This window comes from Celerinatantimonas yamalensis, assembly GCF_046054155.1.
GTDB classification, from domain to species: Bacteria; Pseudomonadota; Gammaproteobacteria; order Enterobacterales; family Celerinatantimonadaceae; genus Celerinatantimonas; species Celerinatantimonas yamalensis.
This window is the reverse complement of sequence record NZ_JBEQCT010000001.1, coordinates 144,329-164,682: the sequence shown is the minus strand read 5'-3', so window position 1 is coordinate 164,682 and position 20,354 is coordinate 144,329. Positions and strand designations below refer to the sequence as shown.

Here is a 20,354-nt window from a genome sequence, read left to right as displayed (position 1 = left end):
AGTGTCAGTAGTTATCTTCATCTAAAGACTGCGAGCATGAGGTTCGAATGGCTCATCAATTATTAGCTCCATTACGCCAATATTTAAATCAACAAATCATTGGTCAATCGCAATTTATTGACCAATTGCTGATCGCGCTTTTAAGTGCTGGGCATATTCTAGTGGAAGGCCCACCAGGTTTAGCCAAAACTCGAGCAGTTAAGGCTCTCTCTCAAGTTGTTGAGGGAAATTTTCATCGTGTTCAATTCACACCTGATTTACTACCATCCGATTTAACTGGGACTGATATTTTCCGTCCACAGACAGCTGATTTTGCGTTTCAGCGCGGTCCAATTTTCCACAATTTGTTACTGGCCGATGAAATCAATCGAGCTCCGGCTAAAGTTCAATCATCTCTACTTGAAGCGATGGCAGAAGGACAAGTGACGATTGGTCGACGAACATATAAGCTACCCGAACTATTTATGGTTATGGCCACTCAAAACCCCCTCGAACAAGAGGGAACGTACCCACTTCCTGAAGCGCAACTCGATCGCTTTCTATTTAAAATTAATCTGGATTATCCTGAAGCTGAACACGAATTAGCCATCCTTGACCTTACCGATGCCGAAGCGCGCCACCATAATATCAATCGGCCAGCCCCGCTGTCGCAAGCACAATTATTTGAGCTGCGTGATGCAGTGATGAGCGTTCATATTGCACCCGCATTGAAACAATATATTGTCGATTTAATTGTCGCCACTCGCCACAGCGAACGCTATGACCCCGAGCTTGCTCCTTTAATTGAATTTGGGGCCAGTCCGCGCGCCACCATTGCACTGGCTCGCAGCGCCCGCGCATATGCATTTTTAGACGATCGCGACTTTGTTACGCCCGATGATATTCAACAACTTGCACCCGCAGTACTCCGTCATCGCGTGTTGTTAAGTTACCAAGCAGCTGCCCAAGGGCAAACCAGCGATATGCTGATCGATCGTCTCATACAATGTGTTAGTGTCGCTTAGATGTTTGCTGTTCATCGCGCATCTCCCATCGAGTTGTCACTTGAGCAACTGTTGCAATGTCGTTTTATCCACTACCATCCGGGACTGACAAAGCAACTCAGCCATAGTCGCCAAGCAGGGCAAATTTTAAGTCCGCAACGCGGCCATGGGATGGAATTTGATCAAGTCCGTCAGTATCAACGAGGGGATGATATACGTCATATTGATTGGCGAGTCAGTGCTCGTACTGGGAAAACTCACAGTAAAATATTCCGAGAAGAGCGGGATCGGCCAGTGATTGTGGCCATTGACTTAAGTGTGAGTATGTTTTTTGGCAGTCAAGATAAAATCAAAGCAATGATGGCCTGCGAACTAGCCGCAATCCTTGGCTGGCACAGCATTGGTGAACGCCAACGCACGGGCCTACAATTACTCACGAATGATCCAATTTATACACCCTTAGCTCAGCAGCAGTCTCGGTGGCTGGCTCAACTGCAACAACTTTGCACCTGTTATCAACAACAGTTGACCCACTTAACCCAATCAATATCCACTCAAAACCATCTAGACGCGATGACTCGTCGCCTACCCACGGGGGCATCATTGCACATAATCAGCGACTTTTATCATTATAGTGATAAGCAGCTGGCGCATTTAAGTCACTGCGCGCAGCGACATTCCGTCACATTATGGCAAGTCACTGATCCTATGGAGTTTTCTTTGCCTGAAGCGGCATATGGGCGATTATCTGTAGCACATGGCACCACCCAAAGTTGGTTGCGCCCTCAATCAAAACGGTTTAAACAAGCCTATCAAAGCGCTGCACTCGCTCGCCAACAGCGGCTTCAGACTCAATTAGCCCAATACGTTTTACCGTTACATCAACTCTCTACCTCTGAGGATTGGCATGCCTACTTCTGATCCACTCCAAGGACTCAAAGATATTATACTCCCCACAACTGTCGAAAGTGGTTGGCCTGCGCTGGGATGGTGGTTGCTATTCTTTGCTAGCCTATTGATCATACTTGGATGTAGTTACCTAAGTTATCGCTACTGGCAACACCGAGTGGTTCGCCGCGCAGCCCTCAAAGCGCTTAAAACATTAGAGCTACAACAAGCCAGCGCCCAACAAATCAATCAATTACTCAAGCAGGTGGCACAACAGGCTTATCCACGAACTCAAGTCGCCGCATTAACAGGGCAAGCATGGTTTGAGTTTTTAAATCGACAGACTCAAACAGTTTATTTTAGCTCTGAGCTCGCCACCCAATTAAGCACATCGTTGTATCAAAGTGAGTATCCGGCGTCCATGGCACAAATTAAAGCGACTCGACAATGGTTTTGTAGCGCCCTGCCAGCACCAAGGAGACTTATATGAATTTCACCTTGGCTTGGTGGCCGCTCCTTTGTTTAGTCCCCTTACCTTGGTTGATTCAGCGTTTTTTCAAACGCCCCGAATCCCCCATTGCGCCATTAATCAACACTAGTTTACCCTATGTTGAATCAGACCAAGCGCTTACAGCAAGGCCTCGCATCAAATGGCTCGCTTGGCTAGTGTGGTTATTACTCTTAATCGCGGCAGCTCGGCCACAATGGTTAGACCAAGCTACAACGCCCATCATTCGTCAAGGACGCAATATGATGGTGGCCGTCGATCTATCTGGCAGCATGCTGATCCCTGACATGCAGTGGAAATCTAAACCCGTTTCTCGATTAGTTGCATTGCGCCACCTACTGGGACAATTTGTCGAAAATCGTCGTGGAGATCGGATCGGACTCATTCTATTTGCCGATCACGCCTACCTGCAAGCACCTCTCACATTTGATACCACCACCGTCCATCATTATGTCGTACAGATGACGCAAGGATTAGTGGGTAATAAAACCGCTATTGGTGAAGCGATTGGTTTAGGTGTGAAAGAGTTGATGAGCTTACCTGCTAAGCAGCGCGTCCTTATTTTACTCACCGATGGTCAAAATACGGCTGGGGTCGTGCAACCCATGGCCGCAGCACAGGTCGCAAAAGCAAACCATGTACGCATTTACACCATCGGTATCGGTGCTAAAAGTTTTGAACAACCCACCATATTTGGTTTACAACGCGTCAACCCATCCCAGGATCTTGATGAAACCCTGTTAAGAAAAATTGCAAAGATGACGGGGGGTGAATATTTTAGAGCGGCGAATAGTAAACAGATGGCATCTATCTATAAGCAACTGGATCAGCTCGAACCGATCAAAGGCCCAAAACAGTACTACCGACCGAAGCATGAACTCTATGTATGGCCGTTGGCGCTGAGCATTATTTTAATGTTAGCTGCACCTATGATTACGCGCCTATCATTAAGTTGGAGACGCTCATGAACATTCATTTTATCCGCCCTGAGTGGTTATGGTTATTTCCTGTCATCGGCATCTGGTTGTACTGGCAATGGCGGTCTCATCGCCAGCAAGGTTGGTATACCTTGCTCCCTGATGCCATTACCCAATATTTAGTATTGGGCTCATCAGGTGTGAGGCAAGGTTGGCCTTGGTTAATGACGCTCATCCTCAGTTTAACTCTCGTCGCATTAGCAGGCCCCAGCATCAAGAAAGCACAGATCACAGCGATGCAAGGCGGTAATGCGCGCGTTTTAGTCATGGATATGTCAATGTCCATGCGCGCTACTGATGCCAAACCAGACCGCTTGCATATTGCTCGTTATAAAGCGCTCGACTTGTTGAAAAGTTGGCGTGGAGGTGAAACGGGTCTGGTTGCATTTGCTGGCGGTGGTTTTACGATCAGTCCGATTAGTACCGATGAAGCAACCGTGGCTAATTTAGTTCCCTATCTGAAGCCGTCGATTATGCCTCAGCAAGGCTCTGATCTGGCCGCAGGGGTGGCGCAGGCCATTAAGTTGCTTGAGCAAAGCGGCTATCAACATGGTGATATTGTGGTGATCGGTGATAGTACACCGATTGATCAGCAAGCTAAAATTACTGAATTATTGAAAAAATATCACTATCGTTTCTCATTTTTAGCGGTGGGGAGTCAAAGTGGCGCCCCTATTCCGTTAGCTAACGGTCAATTACTAAAAGATAATCGCGGTAACATTGTCATTGCATCCGTACACCTTAATGCAGTGGCACCATTGTGCCGAGCTACGAATGGTTTGTGTCAATGGGTACAACCCTCTGATAGTGATATCAGCAATCTGGCCCATCTATCAGCTTTAAATCACCAAGTCCATGGACGCGACGCTCTTTCCAGCCAGCGTCAATGGCTTGATTCTGGCTATTGGCTTATTCTTCCTGTCTTGCTGTTATGGCTATGGCGATTCCGGCAACTCCCTATGCTAACACTTGCGTTATGTGTGGCAATGATGGGCACTATACCAAAGGCGCAGGCCAGTTTGTGGCTCAATCAATCTCAGAGTGCTAATCAAGCCTTTCACGAGCATCATTATCAACAGGCGGCTAAGTTATTTGAAGATCCGCAGTGGCAAGCCAGTGCTTGGTATAAAACAGGCGACTACCAACAAGCATTACAATTATTCGAAAAGGATGACAGTGCTCAAGGCTGGTATAACCGCGGCAATGCTTATGCACACCTTGGCAAATATCAAGATGCCATCCACGCTTATAATAAGGCATTGGCTAAAGATGCAAAACTAAGTGATGCAGTCCATAACAAGCAGTTAATCGAATCACTACTTAAGCAGCGACAAAAACAGCAATCATCAAAAAATGATCAATCATCATCAAAGACACCACCGCAACCTCATAAAGGAAAATCTTCAAGTTCCAATAAGGATCCGCAAGCTAAGTCCTCATCCGGACAGCGCTCTTCTGAGACGGATTCATCCTCTAAAGAAACAAAAGATCACAGTTCGCCAGCACGACATTCTGGCACACCAACAGAACCTAATAAGGCGGCGGAACAATCAATGTCAAACACTCGCGATACTAACCATGACGATTCAAGCCACCCAAATAAACCGTCAAGTGCATCGCAAGATCAAGGTCTAGCTCAACAAAAATCATCCGCTGTACAGAATGCGGCTACAGAAAAAAGCGCTCCTAATTATGCCGATAAAAAACAGTTGCAACACTGGATGGAACAAATTCCTAATGACCCGAGTTTGTTATTGAAAAATCAGTTGCAATTAGACTACCAACAACAGCACCATCATTCGTCATCGGAGGAAAACTGGTGATCCGTTTTATTTTCTTCGCACTCCTATTCGTCAGCGCAGCCGTGCAAGCTGCAACTGCACATGTTATCGCAACCGTCAGTCAAAACCCGGTCTATGTTGGCCGAGCATTCACACTCACGGTGACAGCTGATGCATCGATTTCAGCCTCTGAATTTGATAGTAGCAGTTTGTTACGTCAGCATTTCGTCGTTGGACAAACCTCAACAAGTCGTCAAATGAGCGATGTCAATGGGACAACGAAGCGGCAAACACAGTGGGTTACAACACTATTAGTGCAACAGCCCGGCGATTATCAAATTCCGGCATTTAGCATCGCTGGAAACTCAACTCAACCGATCACTATCCATGCCATTGCCTATCATGGACAAAACCCAGTTCAGCAACAAGTTAAAATTGAAACACAGATCAACCATTCATCCGCCTGGGTTGATCAATCACTGCTCTACACTGCCAAAATACTGGTTGCAACCAGCTTAAGCAACGCCGATTTCAATGCACCAACCGCCAAAGGCGCCAAAATTAGTCAAGTGGGTCAGGATCAACAACAAGTTGAAGTCATTGATGGCCGCCGTTATCGCACCCTCACCCGCCATTGGCTTATTACCCCCCAACACGCAGGGCATTTAACCGTGCACGGGCCTCGTCTAACGGGTGATGCTGGGGTCATTGACCCGACATTTGGTTTAAGTGAGCAGCCAGTTGCCGTACAGGGCAAAGCGATTGACATCACGGTTCAGCCCCAACCTACTGGATTTACTCAGCCTTGGCTAAGTGCTGAGCGGCTCACCATTGAAGATGATATTTCTCCAGAACATGGTCCCTATCAAAGCGGTCAAGCGCTCACTCGAACCATTACCATCACCGCTCAAGGGGCCAATACGGCGCAGCTGCCTCAGCTCAATTTCACCTATCCGAAGCATGTCCGAGTGTATCCTGAAAAACCCAGCGATCATCTGTTTATTAAGGATGGGAAAATTTATGCGCAGCGCGTCTACAGTATTGCCCTGATCCCAACGCAGGCTGGAAAAGTTGTGATTCCAGGTCAAACCATAACATGGTGGGATACTCACGATGCCAAGCAGCAGCGCAGTACCATTACCCCCCTCACATTGACCGTTCAAAGCAGCAGTCAGGTAGCTGGAAATAGCCAAATAAATGATCATCCAACCGTGAGTTCAAATAGTGACGCAGGGAACACTAAAGGTTCAGGTTCAATAGTTTGGCCGACATTATGGGGAATGACTCTACTGCTTTGGTTCATACGTGAAGGATGGATATATCGTGAGAAGCGCCGCGAACAACGAGACGTCGACACATTGCAACCACAGCCTCAAGGTGATAACTGGCAAGCCTTCGCCAATGCAGCCAAAGCTCATCAACCTAAACCAGCTGAACATTACTTACGCCGCTATCTGCAACAACAATCGAGTGAACAGCAAGCGCGGTTTAAACCTTTATTAGCTGAGTTGGCCGCGTTAGCTTGGCAGCCACAAAATGATGAGGAACCATGGGATGGACAGACATTTTTGGCGCGCGCCCTCGCGCTAAGTCGCGCTAAGTCGAGCACATCAAAACGTGACTTTATCGAGCCATTGAATCCTTAATAAAAAAGCCCTTTGGTTAAACCAAAGGGCTTTTTGTAAATTAGAACACCATCGAGCAACGACTCTAGCGAACAGTCACTAACGCAGTGACATTTGAAAGATCAAGTTTTCAGCTTGGCAACTAAATACAACCTCACCAACAAGTTGGAATGCATCACCTTGAGGGACGATATTCACATCAATCTGTGCAGGTTCATTTTCAGATTTACGCACTTTGGCACTCAAAGCGTCTAACGCTTGCTGAGCTTGTTCACGTTGAGCAAATGTTTGATCAATCGGTGTCGAACACTCAGACCCATCAATCACACTGCCGATCTCAACACAACTACAGGCTAAACACTCTTCAGCTTGAGACTTCATACTTACTCCTTGACTCATCAGCCAGTTTTATTGTAGTCACTATACGCTTGTTAGTTGATGTAACGCTAGCGAAGCGAGTGACCAATTCAATTCACATTGACTTAAATCAATAACAACATTATGCGATCAATTTGCGATACGTCACTAACGACGAAAAAACTCTAATTGATCACGGCGTTCTCGAACGGCTTGTCGGCCGGCCTCGATGGCCTCTTCTGCGCGAAAAAACTCCATCAGCCCAATATCTTCAACACGTGGGGTAATTATCACTTCAGGTGGATCACCTGCCATGCGAGCACGTTTTAACTTATCTTCAAGAATATCTAACGCCCCTGACATCACAGCCATCATATTAGGTTGTATAGGCCCTTGCTGACGCTTATGTTTACCTAATCGCCCTATCACCGATTGAATATAACCCTGACCAACCCCCATCATCCGAGAAAACATTGTGTCAGCCCGAGTATCCACCGAGGGCATGCGTTGCGCTTCAAGTAGCAATGGCGGATAAACTGCCCGATGGTGATTGAATCGATTGGCTTGCAGATCAATAGCAATAACGTGACTCGCCCCCATTGCACGACAAAGCGAAACGGGAACCGGATTAGACACGGCACCATCGATAAGCCACTGCCCATGCCAACGGATGGGCGAAAACAAGCCAGGCATACCGCAGGACGCTCGCACTGCCCGGCGCATATTTCCCCGTTTCAACCACACTTCACGCCCAGTGTACAGCTCGGTAGCAACAGCGGCGAAAGGGATGCGAGAGGCTTCAACACGTCTAGCCCCCAACAATGCTTCTGTCATTGAGAATACTTTTTTACCAGAAAGTAATCCGCCTTGACGTAATCCCAAATCTAACAATTTAAACACTTGCCAGTTTGTTAATGTTCGCACCCATTGCTCAAGCTCTTCTAGATGATCATTGGCATAAGCCGCGCCGACATAGGCACCGATGGAACAGCCAGCAACATAATGTGGTGTTATCCCTAATTTTTTCAGTTCTAACAACACCCCAATGTGAGACCACCCTTTGGCAGCACCACTACCTAATGCAACACCAAGGCGGGGAGAAGAAGACGATAATTGCCAAGACATAGACTACTCATGCCAATCAAACTTGATGACAACTTTAACAGAAAATACGTTGCAAAAAAGAATTGGTCTCGATTATTTATATCGTTTTAAAGGCCTATTTGAGATCAGTCGTCGGCATCGTTATAGACCATATTTTATGATCACAAGAGATCGCTAGATAACAGACAAACGATTTCAGCAAGGCTGATGAAACGAAGATCATTGATTATTGTTGATGACGAGGGGGAAATGCCATCCCTTGTAGAAAATGTTTACGGCATAGCGCGATATAGCGTTCATTCCCACCAATTTCAACTTGCTCGCCATCTCGTAAAATTGCGCCTTCTTGGTCAACTCGAGCATTAAAATGCGCTTTATTTCCACACCAACAAACTGTTTTGAGCTCTTCAAACTTATCGGCTAAGCAGAGTAGATGATAGGCACCTTCAAATAACTCACATTTAAAGTCTGTTTTTAATCCGTAGGCTATCACTGGAATTTTGCATTGATCAACAATATGGGCTAATTGATAAACCTGCACCTTAGTCAAAAACTGCGCTTCATCGACAATAACTACATCAACAGGATCAGGCCAAGTTGCCACTAATTGATAAAGATCCTCTTGCACCTGAAATGCATAAGCATCTAAGCTTAAACCAATTCGAGCGCAGATAACGCCTTGACCAGCCCTATCATCGATCGCCGGAATCATCGCCAATGGCGTCATTCCCCGTTCAACATAGTTAAAATGAGCCTGAATCAACTGTGTTGATTTGCCAGAATTCATTGCTGCATATTTATAATGTAATGACGCCATGTCACCCCCTTTCTTTATTCTAATAAAAGGGAGCATTGCTCCCTTATAACCAATCATGCAGAAGCGGCCAACGTACTCACTTTTGGCCGCTGATTAAACCATACCAAACCAATACATAACAAGATTAAACCGGCACTAATCGCCATCCACAAAGATCCTGTGTAACCGATGACCAAATATGCAATAGCACTAATAAATGCAGTCAATAATGCATAAGGAAGCTGCGTCATAACATGGTCAATATGGTGACAACCTGCCCCGGTTGATGACAAAATGGTGGTATCTGAAATAGGGGAACAATGATCACCGAAAACTGAACCGGCTAAAACAGCCGCCAACACCGGATACATCATTTCGGGATAACTCGTCGCGACAATATCTCCTGCGATGGGCAACATCACCCCAAACGTTCCCCAACTAGTCCCTGTTGCAAACGCCATAACGCCAGCAATTATAAATAGAATCATGGGTAACAAAGCCGGGGGTAAAGCAATTGCTTTAACTTGGCTAGCCAAATACGTGCCGGTATGGATATCTCTAATCACCGTTGCAATAGACCAAGCAAACAGTAACACCCATATTGCACCGAGCATCGATTGAGCACCACGTAGAATGGTATAACTTAAACACCCCAGCGTCACTTTTAAAGAGCAGCTAAAAATAACTGATGCAATCAACCCAGCAAAGCCGCCAATAACTAACGAAAAAGCAACATCTGTATTTTTTAATAAACTAAAAATAGTTACCGAGGTTCCGTCGGGTAACGCCTGATATCCTGTCAATAAAAAAGCACAAAATGTTGCTAGTGCTAATATTAGCAAGGGTAATATTAGCCCCCAAGGAGTGCCGGTAACCGTTGCTTTAAATCCTGTCGATGTCCCCGCTGGGATCCCTTTATGCTCATCAAATAAATGCCCGAGGCTCGCTTGCTGTTCATGTTTAGCCATTCCCGCTATATTTATATTAAAATAAGCGACTGAAAACGCCATGATTAATGCAAATAAGGCGTAGAAATTTAACGGAATAATGTTAATAAAAGCATTCAATGGCGATATATCGGCCATCCCATGTGCAGCTAAAATACCGCCAATAAGCGCAATAATATAAGCTCCCCAGCTTGAAATTGGCATGATGACACACATCGGCGCTGCAGTGGAGTCTAATAGATAAGCCAACTTCGCTCGTGATATTTTAGCATGATCAGTCACCGGTCTGGTGATGCTACCGACCGCTAAACTATGAAAATAGTCATCAATAAAAACCACAAAACAAAGCAATGCTGTCAATAATGAAGCTCCGCGATGCGTATTGATCCGCTGGCGTGCCCAATTAGCGAATGCAACTGTGGAACCGTTGACTTGCATCAATCCGGTCATGGAACCGAGTAATAATAGGAATAATAATATATTAATGTTCCAGCTGTTCCAGCTGTCATCAGAGCAAACTAGGTGTTTCGCAAGATCCAATAAATATTCAATGCCCCCAACTACCATAAATTGTTTCAATAAGGCAGCCCCGACTACGATGCCGCAAGCTAACGATATTAGAACACGCCGGGTCAATATCGCCATAACGAGTGCGATAGCTGGTGGTAAAAGCGAATAAGCCGAATGGGAATACGATGTTAAATCCATGATTTCTCTATCATCTGTTATAGAAGTTCTACAGATGACAAAGAAACGAAAATAATCGTTAAGCATCTTCTCTGTAGTTCTCCATAGTTTGCACCATGACAGTCGTGCACCTTTCGGCCACACAACCAATTGAGACGATTGATAACGTTCACTCAATTTCGGCATTAACTCCTTTTTGCTCTTGTCATAGGCATCACCCTCAAAGAACATACTGATAGTTAATGCGCCTCTACGCATAAGATTTGGGCCGCCATCCTACCCCTTGCGATAAAAATTTCAAGTTATTTTATTTCTGCTAGCGTTAGAGCAAGAAAACTATAGCTAATTACCAATTTATATAATTAATATTTTTTAGATCAAAATACTAAGATAATTTGACAAATATCTTATATTGAATAAAAATTACTTGGATTTTATAATTAATATACATTTGTAACTAAACTAACAGCGGGAACCGACCATGAGTGATTTCCTTAAAACATTTTTAAATGCGCGCAGTTTAAAAGCTGCCACCAAAGAACTTTCTCTCGAGCAAATGGAAGAAACTCTCAGCAAATTGGACGCTATTGTTCAGGAACGCCGTGATTTTGAAGAAACGCGCCGCGAACAAGAAGAAATGAAGCTGAAAAAAATTCAGCATTATAAAGAATTGATGGAACAAGATGGTATTGACCCATCCGAATTAGTGGAAGTATTAGAAACTAAACCTGTCACACAAGGCCGTCGCAAACGTGCTCCGCTACCGCCTAAATATCGTTATTTCGAAAACGGCGTTGAAAAAACTTGGACAGGCCAAGGACGTACACCAGCTGCCATTCAACAAGCGATTGATAATGAAGGCAAGACAAAAGATGATTTCTTGATCTAGATTATCTCTTTGTCAAAAAACCGGCTAAATAGCCGGTTTTTTATTGCTAAGAATGTAATTATCACTGTAACTATTTCCACAAAATTGAATATATTAGATAAAATCTATTCTTTGTCCTTTTCTAATCAGCAAAACCAATGCGACTAAATAGCAACTATTATATCCAGTAGAATGGTCATAACTGAAACAAAACAGCCTAAATAAACTTTTCAATCAACCCGATCAGGCTACTTTAGTTTTTCACCCAGTAGCGCAGCATCATTATAAAACACCAATATATTTATGTAGTTGAGCTGACAGTCGCCAGTTACGCTCAATACAAGTTTGAATACATAATTGAGTCGCTCTCGGCTGTTGGCTAATCGGTTGTAGTGCAATGGCAGCGGAACTCGGGCAGCGAGCAAGCAATGCGTCAAGCGCATCAATATCGGCTTGTCGGCCCACTGGATGTTTCACCTCATTCGCTCGAAACATCGCACTGGTTAAGACTTCACGACCACCACGCATTGCTATTTTGGGGGATAGCGTCACCCAAGCTCGCGGATCGATCGCAATCGGATAAGTTCCACTGGTTTCGACTTGACATTGATATCCATGATCGCTCAATCGTCTCGTCAGTGGATTTAAATCATACCAACAGGGTTCCCCCCCAGTGATGACCACATGTTTGGCATGATATTGCATTACCAATTGTATTAATTGTTCAGCGGTTGCACTCGCCCAGCGTTTTTGATCATGGCTGGGTTGATCCACCTGATCTAAAGCACATTCATCGCCACTTTCGACATCCCAAGTATGCTTGGTGTCACACCAAGGGCACCCTACATCGCATCCTTGTAAACGAATAAATACCGATGGCACTCCGGTATAAATTCCTTCGCCTTGGATTGTTTCAAATACTTCATTGACACGATAAATTACATTCGACATTTGTCACCTAAGCTTATTTGAGCGAAAATCTGTGTTTATAGAGAATAAAAAATAGAAGCGCAACCCGTATGAAAGAAAAAGTTGTTATTATCTACTCAGGAGGCATGGACTCCTACACCGTCTTAAATCGAGCTATTCGTGAAGGATATCAACCCTTTGCACTTACTTTTAATTATGGCCAAAAGCATAAAAAAGAGATTGATGTCGCGAGCAAAGTTACACGCGAGCTCGGGATTGACCATAAGGTCATTGATATCACAGCCATCAATCAGCTACTGCAAGGCTCATCACTGACTTCAGATATGGACATTCCCGAAGGACATTATGCTGAAGACAGCATGAAATCGACTGTTGTGCCTAATAGAAATATGATTTTACTCTCTCTTGCGATTGGTTACGCCGTCTCAATTGGCGCGAGTAAAGTTTATTATGGTGCTCATTCTGGCGATCACGCAATCTATCCCGATTGTCGTCCTGAATTTGTCGACAAAATGAATGCCGTGAGTCAAATTGCTAACTATGACGCAGTTGATATTATCAGTCCCTACCTAAATCTGAGTAAAATCGACATTCTCAAGGATGGTTTGGCAATGGGTTTAGACTACAGTCAAACATGGACATGTTATAACGGACGTGAGAAGGCTTGTGGGCGTTGTGGTGCTTGCCAAGAACGTTTAGAAGCTTTTGCTCTAAATCATCAAACCGATCCATTGGAGTATGAAAGCTGAAGCTTTTCCGCCTCCCAAGCTGGTCTGTGAGTGTTGCAATTGCCGTGCTTGCACTCATTTGCCAGCCTTGGATGGATCAGCTCAGTTGGAACCGAGCCCTCATCATTCAGGGACAATGGTGGCGCCTTTTCACCGGCGTACTCGTTCATGCCGATCTATTGCATTACACGATGAATATGGCGGCTCTTACTGTGATTACTATATTGTTTGCGCAGCGTTACTCAGCCACAGAATGGCTTCTGCTGATCATTTTACTGATAGGTTTAGCAAATAGTGTGTTACTTTTCGACAGTTCGCTCAATGACTATGTTGGATTGTCAGGGGTACTACATGGACTAGTTGTATTTTGTGCCCTGCGCCAATTTAGAGATTTAAAATGGGAATCTGGGGCTATTTTAATAGCCGTTTCATGCAAGCTTATATTGGAGTATTTTCATCCTAATGGACTAGGCGACCAACACTTCATTCATATGCCGGTAGCAACATCTGTGCATCGCACCTTTGCTATTATCGCAATCAGTCTATATCTTGGACAGAAATTGTGGGATCGCAACAAATGCTGATCCCACAGAAAGACTTTATCGCCTATGCCATTTTAGCTAGAGATGCATTAATCGACTCAAGTACCACTAATGGCTCAGCACTTTGAGTAATAGGACGACCCACCACAAGATAACTCGACCCAGCCTTCAAAGCATCTGTTGGCGTCATAATACGACGTTGGTCATCCTCAGGCGCATGACTTAAGCGAATACCAGGGGTCACTAATAAAAAGCTCTCAGGGAGGTATTCACGAAGTTGTGCGGCTTCCTGCGCAGAACAAACCACACCATCTAACCCACATTGCTCAGTCAATTTAGCCAACCGTTCGACCTGCTGAGCCAACTCAGTAGAATAACCCACCTCTTGCAACTCATCAGGTTGCATACTCGTTAATACGGTCACTGCAATTAATTTGGGGGGATTAGGATAGTCACTCAGAGCATCTTTGGCCGCTTGCATCATCCGTCGTCCACCACTGGCGTGCACATTTACCATCCAAACGCCTAGATCGGCCGCTGCCTGCACAGCCTTAGCAACCGTGTTGGGGATATCATGAAATTTTAAATCCAGAAAAATTTCAAATCCACGTGACTGCAATTCACGAACGAACTCAGGCCCAAATCGAGTAAACATCTCCTTGCCAATCTTTAATCGACAAGCCGTTGGAGTTAATTGCTCTACCAGAGCTAAACAGCGCGCTCGCTCATTAAAATCCAAAGCAACAATTACTTTAGGGTCCTGCATTATATTACTCTCCATCTAGTCCGCGGATAGGTTTGATTGTGCCCCAACTTTTACACGAGGGGCAATGCCAATACATGGCATGGCTGGAAAAACCACACTGGTGACAGCGATACCGTGGCCGCACCATAATCTGACGAGCAACCAAATCTCGTAGTATTTGTAAACTTTGCTTCGCTTGACCGGGTTCTGCTTGTTCAACATGGTAATCAATGAGCTTATGAAAGCCTTTCATGGTCGGACGACGTTTAAGCTCATCCAATATAAGTCGCTGTGCATTGGCTAAATGGTCCTTTTCGATTAATTCAGCCATTTTCAGCGCGACTGAAACACCAGCACCTTGACGAATAGAACGGTCTAAATAATCAAGCAAACCTTGGGGGTTATCACTCCCAGTATAAGCCTGTTCAATCAGCTGAATATAATCACTTAACATATCCACATCAATATCGGGCAAAGGCTCTAGCCAACGAACCGCTTCTTTATGTCGTTGTTGTTCTATCAATAATTGAGCTAAATAAACGCGAGCACGAACACAATTACGATCATGATTAAGTGCCTTACGAAGCAACCCTTTGACATGTTTGACTTCACCGAGTGTTTCTTGCTGCGCCGCCAGCTCACAGTAAAATTGGGCAATTTGAACATGGATATCACTAATCCATTGCACAGAAATACGCTCGGCAATATCAATCGCCTTATGCCATTCTCGCGTTTGTTGATATAATGACAACAAGCTTTTTAAGGCACTTTCAGAGTGTTCTGGCTCATCAGTTAATTCGATCAGTATCGATTCTGCTCGATCAAATAAGCCAGCGACTTGGTAATCTCGAGAAAGCTGCAATAATGCCAGCTGACGCAATTCTACATCAAGGCTTGGACGAGCAATTAGATTTTGGTGAATTCGAATGGCACGATCAACCTCTCCTCGCTGACGAAAAAGATTCCCTAGCGCTAAATGAGTTTCAATCGTTTCTGAATCGACCTGCAGGATATCAATAAATAGATCAACGGCCTTATCAGATTGATTAGATAACAACAGATTAAGACCCGCGACATATTGGCGAGAAAGTTGATGGGATTTACGCTTACGCTGTTGTCTGACACTGCGTTGGCCCATATACCAACCATAAGCAACAGCAACAGGCAGAAGTAAAAACAGCAATCCAAACACAGAGTATCAGTCTCCGTTCGGTTTGCTTTGAAATTTATATAACTCGCGTTGTTGTTTACGCAACTGTCTACGTAACTGCCCGACTTGAAAGCGGGTTTTAGTATAGAAAAAACCAAAACCAAGGCACGCTACAATAAATCCAAACAAAAACATGAGTGCCATTAACCACGATAAACGAAGTTGCACTTGACCAATTAAATAATGAGCCAAAACAACCTGATCATTTTGCGCACCAACAATAAGGGCTAAAACAAACAAAACGATCACAATAACCAGAATAACTAAAGCCTTCAATGATGCTCTCCCAAGATCAAACCGGGTTCACTTTCATATCGGCGAGTGAGACCGGTTAACTTATCGCTGTGGTGCTGTATTTACACGGTCACGTAACTCTTTACCGGGTTTAAAGTGTGGAACATATTTACCAATAAGCTCTACTTTTTCACCAGTTTTAGGGTTACGACCGACTCGCGGTGCACGATAGTGTAACGAGAAACTACCAAAACCGCGAATTTCAATACGATCACCATCTTGTAATGAACTCGCCATCTGTTCGAGAATCTCTTTAATTGCTAGCTCCATATCTCTTGCAGAAAGATGGATATATTTACTGGCTAGCCGTTCTATCAGATCAGATTTGGTCATATACACCCCAAGAGTGATAATTTAAGACTACTTTCAGTTTAGAATAGAAATCAGGGGGTGCAAAACACTCCCCTGATTTTTCAACGATTATTCGCCTTTAGCGGCTTTAAACGCTTCAGCCATTGCATTCCCAATCTGCGTATCATCTTGCGCATTCAGGCTTGCCATCGCTTCTTTCTCATCAGCTTCATCTTTCGCACGGATAGATAAACTAATAGTACGGTTCTTACGGTCAACACCAACAAACTTAGCATTCACGCTATCACCGACAGAGAGTTCAGTTGAAGCATCTTCAACACGCTCACGAGAAAGGTCAGCTACACGAATGTAACCTTCAACACTATCAGCTAACTCAATCGTTGCGCCTTTAGCGTCAACAGCAGTTACTGTACCATCAACAATCGCACCTTTTTTCAGGTTATCCAAATAATTGTTGAATGGGTCTGCAGCCAGCTGTTTAACACCTAAGCTAATACGTTCACGTTCTGCATCAACTTGTAGTACAACAGCTTCGATTTCGTCACCTTTTTTGTAGTCACGAACGGCTTCTTCACCCGCTGCATTCCAGCTGATATCAGATAAGTGAACCAAACCATCGATGCCGCCATCAAGACCAATAAAGATCCCGAAGTCAGTGATTGATTTGATCTTACCAGAAACACGATCACCTTTAGCATGATTTTCAGCAAACAGATCCCATGGATTCGCTTTACACTGTTTAAGACCCAGAGAAATACGACGACGCTCTTCGTCGATATCCAGAACCATAACTTCAACAGCATCGCCAACATTGACCACTTTAGATGGGTGAATGTTTTTGTTTGTCCAATCCATTTCAGAAACGTGAACCAACCCTTCAACGCCATCTTCGATTTCAACGAAACAGCCATAATCAGTCAGGTTAGTAACGCGACCTTCAAGGCGAGTTCCTTCTGGGTAACGGCTTGCAATTGCAACCCATGGATCTTCACCCAATTGTTTCAAACCTAAAGAAACACGTGTGCGTTCACGATCAAATTTCAGTACTTTAACAGTGATTTCATCGCCAACATTAACAATTTCACTTGGATGTTTAACACGTTTCCAAGCCATGTCAGTAATATGTAACAAGCCATCAACGCCGCCTAAATCAACAAAGGCACCATAATCAGTCAGGTTCTTAACGATACCTTTAACTTCTTGACCTTCTTGCAGATTTTCAAGCAATTGCTCACGTTCTGCACTGTGTTCTTTTTCGATAACAGCACGACGAGATACAACAACGTTGTTACGTTTTTGGTCCAGCTTGATCACTTTAAATTCGAGATCTCTACCTTCCAGATGAGAGGTATCGCGAACTGGGCGAACATCAACTAAAGAACCAGGTAAGAATGCGCGAATATTATTTACTTCAACAGTGAAGCCACCTTTGACTTTACCATTGATAACACCAGTTACAGTCGCTTGTTCTTCGTAGGCAGCTTCTAGCTGCACCCAAGCTTCATGGCGTTTAGCTTTCTCACGAGACAAGATTGTCTCACCGAAACCATCTTCCACTGCGTCCAGAGCTACATCGACTTCCTGGCCAACTTCTACTTCCAGTTCGCCGGCGCTGTTTTTGAATTGCTCTGCAGGGATCGCAGACTCGGATTTCAGGCCTGCATCAACCAGAACCATACCATTCTGGATCGCAACCACAGTACCTTTAACAATCGAACCAGAACGAAATTCCAGATCGTGAAGAGACTCTTCAAAGAGTTGAGCAAAAGATTCAGTCATGTTTATAATTTACATAATATAAAAACGACCACTTAGCTATCCCGCTAAATGGGGTTATTCAAATAACTTACAACATCCTTATTGTAAGTATCCATTCCCGAAAAGTTATCGGGTTAGTTTTAAGTCGATATAAGCAAATGCTTTGTTAACGACTTCATCGATAGTAAGATTCGAAGAATCAATCACTAGCGCATCATCTGCAGGCACCAACGGTGCAATAGAACGATTGCGATCACGATCATCTCTTATCTTAATATCGTTCAAAAGGCCATCAAAGTTAACATTAATACCATTGCCTTGCAACTGCTTGAAGCGGCGTTTAGCACGAACCTGTGCGCCAGCATCCAAAAATAGCTTAACAGCAGCATCAGGGAAAACCACGGTCCCCATATCTCGTCCATCAGCGACTAATCCAGGGGGTTGTCGAAAAGCACGTTGGCGCCGTAATAAAGCTTCTCGAACGCGTGGAAAAGCGGCCACTTGGGAGGCTGCCTCACCCGTACTCTCTAAACGCAGTTCTGAGGAGACATCTTCGCCCTCTAAGATAACACGGACCAATGAATCTGTCCGTTCAAAACGAACATCGAGGTGGGCGGCTATTGGATAGAGTGCTTCTTCGTTGGCGAGATCAACTTTGTGATGCAAGGCAGCTAACGCAAGAACTCGATAAATAGCACCGCTATCAAGTAGATGAAAACCTAAATGTGCTGCCAATTTTGAGCACAGAGTGCCTTTTCCCACTCCCGTTGGCCCATCTACGGTTATGACCGGCGTCAGTTCAGCCATGAATCCTCCATCAATTATATCAACATTTTACGTATTATACGGATTCTACGCCAAAAGCGCATTGCCAAAACCATTGATTTATCTTGACGTATGACTACTCCCCCCCCTAAATTGGAATAAATTCAATCAATAATGATAATTGCCATGCGAAATGATCATTTTGTAGTACCCAATTGGCAGGCTCGTCCTAATCAACATTTGCCAGAACGAGAGCACGATCCTCGTAGCCCTTGGCAACGGGACCGTGGACGAATTGTACACTCTGCTGCATTTCGCAGATTGCAAAGTAAAACGCAAGTATTGGGGATTGGTCATAATGATTTTTACCGAACTCGTTTAACCCATTCTCTTGAAGTTGCACAGATAGGGACAGGTATTGTGAGTCAACTGCGAGGGTCAGTGCAGGCAAGCATCCCACTACCCGATCCAATGTTAGTCGAGGCGCTTTGCCTTGCCCATGATATAGGTCACCCACCTTTTGGCCACGGCGGCGAAGTAGCCCTCAATTATCTGATGCGTGAACATGGAGGGTTTGAAGGCAATGCGCAGACATTTCGTATTCTGACTAAACTTGAACCCTATACCCCATTTGATGGGATGAATCTAACTCGCCGAACATTATTAGGAGTCAGTAAATATCCGGTGCTGATCAATCGCATCATGCGCACAGAGAATCCCCCCAGCATCTCGAATTTCCGGCAGTTGAAAGCCGCCGATTGGCTCCCAGCTAAGGGAATTTATGATGATGATCAGGGTTTATATACGTGGATGCTAGCGCCACTAAATGAGCATGACCACCAATATATTCAAAGCGTAACCGGTGATGGTTTAACGCTGCATCAACGGAGTTGTTATAAGTCACTGGACTGCTCTATTATGGAATTAGCCGATGATATCGCCTACGGCGTACATGATTTAGAAGATGCTATCGTTATGGGGCTATTGCAACGTGATATTTGGCAACAACAGGTTGTAGAAAAGATTAAACGATTACCTAAGTGTTGGCTCAATGAACACATCGATGAAACCACATCACAGCTGTTTAGCCCACACCACTATGCGCAAAAAAATGCTATCGGCGCTTTAGTCAACGCATTTATTACGGCTATTCATGTCTCACATAATTCTGAAGTTAGTGAGCCACTAATAGCTTATCAAGCTTGCATGGATGAGCCTTATCATATGGCCCTTAATTATCTTAAACAATTTGTGTTAAATTATGTGATTCAAACACCTGATATTGAGCAGGTCCGCTATCGGGGACAACAAATTGTCATGGAATTATTTGAAGCATTTAGTAGTGATCCGATGCGACTATTACCTTTAAACACCCAAGAACGTTGGCAAAAAGCAGATGAAAATGACAACAACCCCTACCGGATCATCGCTGACTATATTGCGGGTATGACTGATGAATATGCGCTACGCCTTAATCAGCGACTTTTTGGCTAATCAGTTTTTCTATAAAAAACCCGGCCTTATGACCGGGAAAACTAGGGACAAATCA

At 44.4% G+C, this 20,354-nt stretch carries 21 protein-coding genes and 1 riboswitch; of the genes, 10 read left to right on the top strand and 11 right to left on the bottom strand.

What is annotated here, in order from left to right; all coding sequences use genetic code 11:
• Positions 1-47 precede the first annotated feature (47 nt).
• From ABUE30_RS00855 to ABUE30_RS00830, 6 genes are read left to right on the top strand one after another with little or no spacing between them, the layout of a single operon-like run.
• Complete coding sequence (locus ABUE30_RS00855) at positions 48-1,004, top strand: AAA family ATPase (RefSeq protein ID WP_408621777.1); 957 nt, start codon at positions 48-50, stop codon at positions 1,002-1,004.
• Complete coding sequence (locus ABUE30_RS00850; RefSeq protein WP_408621775.1) at positions 1,005-1,904, top strand: DUF58 domain-containing protein; 900 nt, start codon at positions 1,005-1,007, stop codon at positions 1,902-1,904.
• Positions 1,891-2,361: a DUF4381 domain-containing protein gene (locus ABUE30_RS00845; RefSeq protein WP_408621774.1), complete on the top strand. Its 471-nt coding sequence runs from the start codon at positions 1,891-1,893 to the stop codon at positions 2,359-2,361. Before ABUE30_RS00850 ends, ABUE30_RS00845 begins: the two co-directional genes overlap by 14 nt.
• Positions 2,358-3,347, top strand: coding sequence for a VWA domain-containing protein (locus ABUE30_RS00840; RefSeq protein WP_408621772.1), 990 nt, complete (start codon positions 2,358-2,360; stop codon positions 3,345-3,347). The genes ABUE30_RS00845 and ABUE30_RS00840 overlap by 4 nt, the downstream gene beginning before the upstream one ends.
• Positions 3,344-5,179 (top strand): VWA domain-containing protein, encoded by a 1,836-nt coding sequence (locus ABUE30_RS00835; RefSeq protein ID WP_408621770.1) that lies wholly within the window; start codon positions 3,344-3,346, stop codon positions 5,177-5,179. The genes ABUE30_RS00840 and ABUE30_RS00835 overlap by 4 nt, the downstream gene beginning before the upstream one ends.
• Positions 5,176-6,783, top strand: a complete 1,608-nt coding sequence (locus ABUE30_RS00830) for a BatD family protein (protein ID WP_408621768.1) — start codon at positions 5,176-5,178, stop codon at positions 6,781-6,783. Before ABUE30_RS00835 ends, ABUE30_RS00830 begins: the two co-directional genes overlap by 4 nt.
• Positions 6,784-6,861: 78 nt before the next feature.
• Here ABUE30_RS00830 and ABUE30_RS00825 read toward each other — a convergent pair whose 3' ends face one another.
• The 4 genes from ABUE30_RS00825 to ABUE30_RS00810 all read right to left on the bottom strand — a co-directional run bounded on the left by ABUE30_RS00825 (position 6,862) and on the right by ABUE30_RS00810 (position 10,674).
• On the bottom strand, positions 6,862-7,143 hold the full coding sequence (locus tag ABUE30_RS00825; RefSeq protein WP_408621767.1) for a YfcZ/YiiS family protein: 282 nt from the start codon (positions 7,141-7,143) through the stop codon (positions 6,862-6,864).
• Between the two features lie 144 nt (positions 7,144-7,287).
• A complete protein-coding gene (gene rssA / locus ABUE30_RS00820; protein WP_408621765.1) occupies positions 7,288-8,244 on the bottom strand; it encodes a patatin-like phospholipase RssA in 957 nt (318 codons plus the stop codon).
• A 205-nt stretch (positions 8,245-8,449) separates the two neighbouring features.
• Positions 8,450-9,040, bottom strand: coding sequence for a thymidine kinase (locus ABUE30_RS00815; RefSeq protein ID WP_408621763.1), 591 nt, complete (start codon positions 9,038-9,040; stop codon positions 8,450-8,452).
• Between the two features lie 53 nt (positions 9,041-9,093).
• On the bottom strand, positions 9,094-10,674 hold the full coding sequence (locus tag ABUE30_RS00810; protein ID WP_408621761.1) for a Na+/H+ antiporter NhaC family protein: 1,581 nt from the start codon (positions 10,672-10,674) through the stop codon (positions 9,094-9,096).
• Between the two features lie 66 nt (positions 10,675-10,740).
• A riboswitch (Lysine riboswitch) is annotated at positions 10,741-10,914 on the bottom strand.
• 220 nt (positions 10,915-11,134) lie between these two features.
• Between ABUE30_RS00810 and ABUE30_RS00805 the strand changes: the two genes are divergently transcribed.
• Positions 11,135-11,542, top strand: a complete 408-nt coding sequence (locus ABUE30_RS00805) for an H-NS family histone-like protein (RefSeq protein ID WP_408621759.1) — start codon at positions 11,135-11,137, stop codon at positions 11,540-11,542.
• Positions 11,543-11,803: 261 nt separating this feature from the next.
• Here ABUE30_RS00805 and queE read toward each other — a convergent pair whose 3' ends face one another.
• Positions 11,804-12,472 carry a 7-carboxy-7-deazaguanine synthase QueE gene (gene queE / locus ABUE30_RS00800; RefSeq protein WP_408621758.1) on the bottom strand — a complete coding sequence of 223 codons (669 nt, stop codon included), beginning with the start codon at positions 12,470-12,472 and terminating at the stop codon, positions 11,804-11,806.
• A 68-nt stretch (positions 12,473-12,540) separates the two neighbouring features.
• Here queE and queC point away from each other — a divergent pair, with 68 nt between their 5' ends.
• Positions 12,541-13,200, top strand: a complete 660-nt coding sequence (gene queC / locus ABUE30_RS00795) for a 7-cyano-7-deazaguanine synthase QueC (protein WP_408621756.1) — start codon at positions 12,541-12,543, stop codon at positions 13,198-13,200.
• Positions 13,201-13,226: 26 nt separating this feature from the next.
• Complete coding sequence (rrtA, locus tag ABUE30_RS00790) at positions 13,227-13,763, top strand: rhombosortase (protein ID WP_408621754.1); 537 nt, start codon at positions 13,227-13,229, stop codon at positions 13,761-13,763.
• A gap of 22 nt (positions 13,764-13,785) precedes the next feature.
• Here the strand turns inward: rrtA and pyrF are convergent, their stop codons facing one another.
• From pyrF to cmk, 6 genes are all read right to left on the bottom strand, one after another.
• Positions 13,786-14,487 (bottom strand): orotidine-5'-phosphate decarboxylase, encoded by a 702-nt coding sequence (gene pyrF / locus ABUE30_RS00785; RefSeq protein ID WP_408621753.1) that lies wholly within the window; start codon positions 14,485-14,487, stop codon positions 13,786-13,788.
• Positions 14,488-14,491: 4 nt separating this feature from the next.
• Positions 14,492-15,658 carry a lipopolysaccharide assembly protein LapB gene (gene lapB, locus ABUE30_RS00780; protein ID WP_408621751.1) on the bottom strand — a complete coding sequence of 389 codons (1,167 nt, stop codon included), beginning with the start codon at positions 15,656-15,658 and terminating at the stop codon, positions 14,492-14,494.
• Positions 15,659-15,664: 6 nt separating this feature from the next.
• A complete protein-coding gene (locus tag ABUE30_RS00775; RefSeq protein WP_408621750.1) occupies positions 15,665-15,952 on the bottom strand; it encodes a LapA family protein in 288 nt (95 codons plus the stop codon).
• Positions 15,953-16,012: 60 nt separating this feature from the next.
• Positions 16,013-16,303, bottom strand: coding sequence for an integration host factor subunit beta (gene ihfB, locus ABUE30_RS00770; RefSeq protein WP_408621748.1), 291 nt, complete (start codon positions 16,301-16,303; stop codon positions 16,013-16,015).
• Between the two features lie 87 nt (positions 16,304-16,390).
• Positions 16,391-18,061 (bottom strand): 30S ribosomal protein S1, encoded by a 1,671-nt coding sequence (gene rpsA, locus ABUE30_RS00765; protein ID WP_408621746.1) that lies wholly within the window; start codon positions 18,059-18,061, stop codon positions 16,391-16,393.
• 105 nt (positions 18,062-18,166) lie between these two features.
• Positions 18,167-18,847, bottom strand: coding sequence for a (d)CMP kinase (cmk, locus tag ABUE30_RS00760; RefSeq protein WP_408621745.1), 681 nt, complete (start codon positions 18,845-18,847; stop codon positions 18,167-18,169).
• 144 nt (positions 18,848-18,991) lie between these two features.
• Between cmk and ABUE30_RS00755 the strand changes: the two genes are divergently transcribed.
• On the top strand, positions 18,992-20,299 hold the full coding sequence (locus ABUE30_RS00755; RefSeq protein WP_408621744.1) for an anti-phage deoxyguanosine triphosphatase: 1,308 nt from the start codon (positions 18,992-18,994) through the stop codon (positions 20,297-20,299).
• Positions 20,300-20,354: the final 55 nt, after the last annotated feature.

Excerpts from the sequence above, each read along its gene's own strand:
- rpsA (WP_408621746.1), bottom strand. The coding sequence starts at position 18,061 with ATGACTGAATCTTTTGCTCAACTCTTTGAAGAGTCTCTTCACGATCTG.
- ABUE30_RS00755 (WP_408621744.1), top strand. The coding sequence starts at position 18,992 with ATGCGAAATGATCATTTTGTAGTACCCAATTGGCAGGCTCGTCCTAAT.
- ABUE30_RS00845 (WP_408621774.1), top strand. The coding sequence starts at position 1,891 with ATGCCTACTTCTGATCCACTCCAAGGACTCAAAGATATTATACTCCCC.
- ABUE30_RS00835 (WP_408621770.1), top strand. The coding sequence starts at position 3,344 with ATGAACATTCATTTTATCCGCCCTGAGTGGTTATGGTTATTTCCTGTC.
- queE (WP_408621758.1), bottom strand. The coding sequence starts at position 12,472 with ATGTCGAATGTAATTTATCGTGTCAATGAAGTATTTGAAACAATCCAA.
- ABUE30_RS00850 (WP_408621775.1), top strand. The coding sequence starts at position 1,005 with ATGTTTGCTGTTCATCGCGCATCTCCCATCGAGTTGTCACTTGAGCAA.
- ihfB (WP_408621748.1), bottom strand. The coding sequence starts at position 16,303 with ATGACCAAATCTGATCTGATAGAACGGCTAGCCAGTAAATATATCCAT.
- cmk (WP_408621745.1), bottom strand. The coding sequence starts at position 18,847 with ATGGCTGAACTGACGCCGGTCATAACCGTAGATGGGCCAACGGGAGTG.
- queC (WP_408621756.1), top strand. The coding sequence starts at position 12,541 with ATGAAAGAAAAAGTTGTTATTATCTACTCAGGAGGCATGGACTCCTAC.
- ABUE30_RS00810 (WP_408621761.1), bottom strand. The coding sequence starts at position 10,674 with ATGGATTTAACATCGTATTCCCATTCGGCTTATTCGCTTTTACCACCA.
- ABUE30_RS00855 (WP_408621777.1), top strand. The coding sequence starts at position 48 with ATGGCTCATCAATTATTAGCTCCATTACGCCAATATTTAAATCAACAA.
- ABUE30_RS00815 (WP_408621763.1), bottom strand. The coding sequence starts at position 9,040 with ATGGCGTCATTACATTATAAATATGCAGCAATGAATTCTGGCAAATCA.
- ABUE30_RS00805 (WP_408621759.1), top strand. The coding sequence starts at position 11,135 with ATGAGTGATTTCCTTAAAACATTTTTAAATGCGCGCAGTTTAAAAGCT.
- ABUE30_RS00825 (WP_408621767.1), bottom strand. The coding sequence starts at position 7,143 with ATGAAGTCTCAAGCTGAAGAGTGTTTAGCCTGTAGTTGTGTTGAGATC.
- pyrF (WP_408621753.1), bottom strand. The coding sequence starts at position 14,487 with ATGCAGGACCCTAAAGTAATTGTTGCTTTGGATTTTAATGAGCGAGCG.
- ABUE30_RS00840 (WP_408621772.1), top strand. The coding sequence starts at position 2,358 with ATGAATTTCACCTTGGCTTGGTGGCCGCTCCTTTGTTTAGTCCCCTTA.
- rssA (WP_408621765.1), bottom strand. The coding sequence starts at position 8,244 with ATGTCTTGGCAATTATCGTCTTCTTCTCCCCGCCTTGGTGTTGCATTA.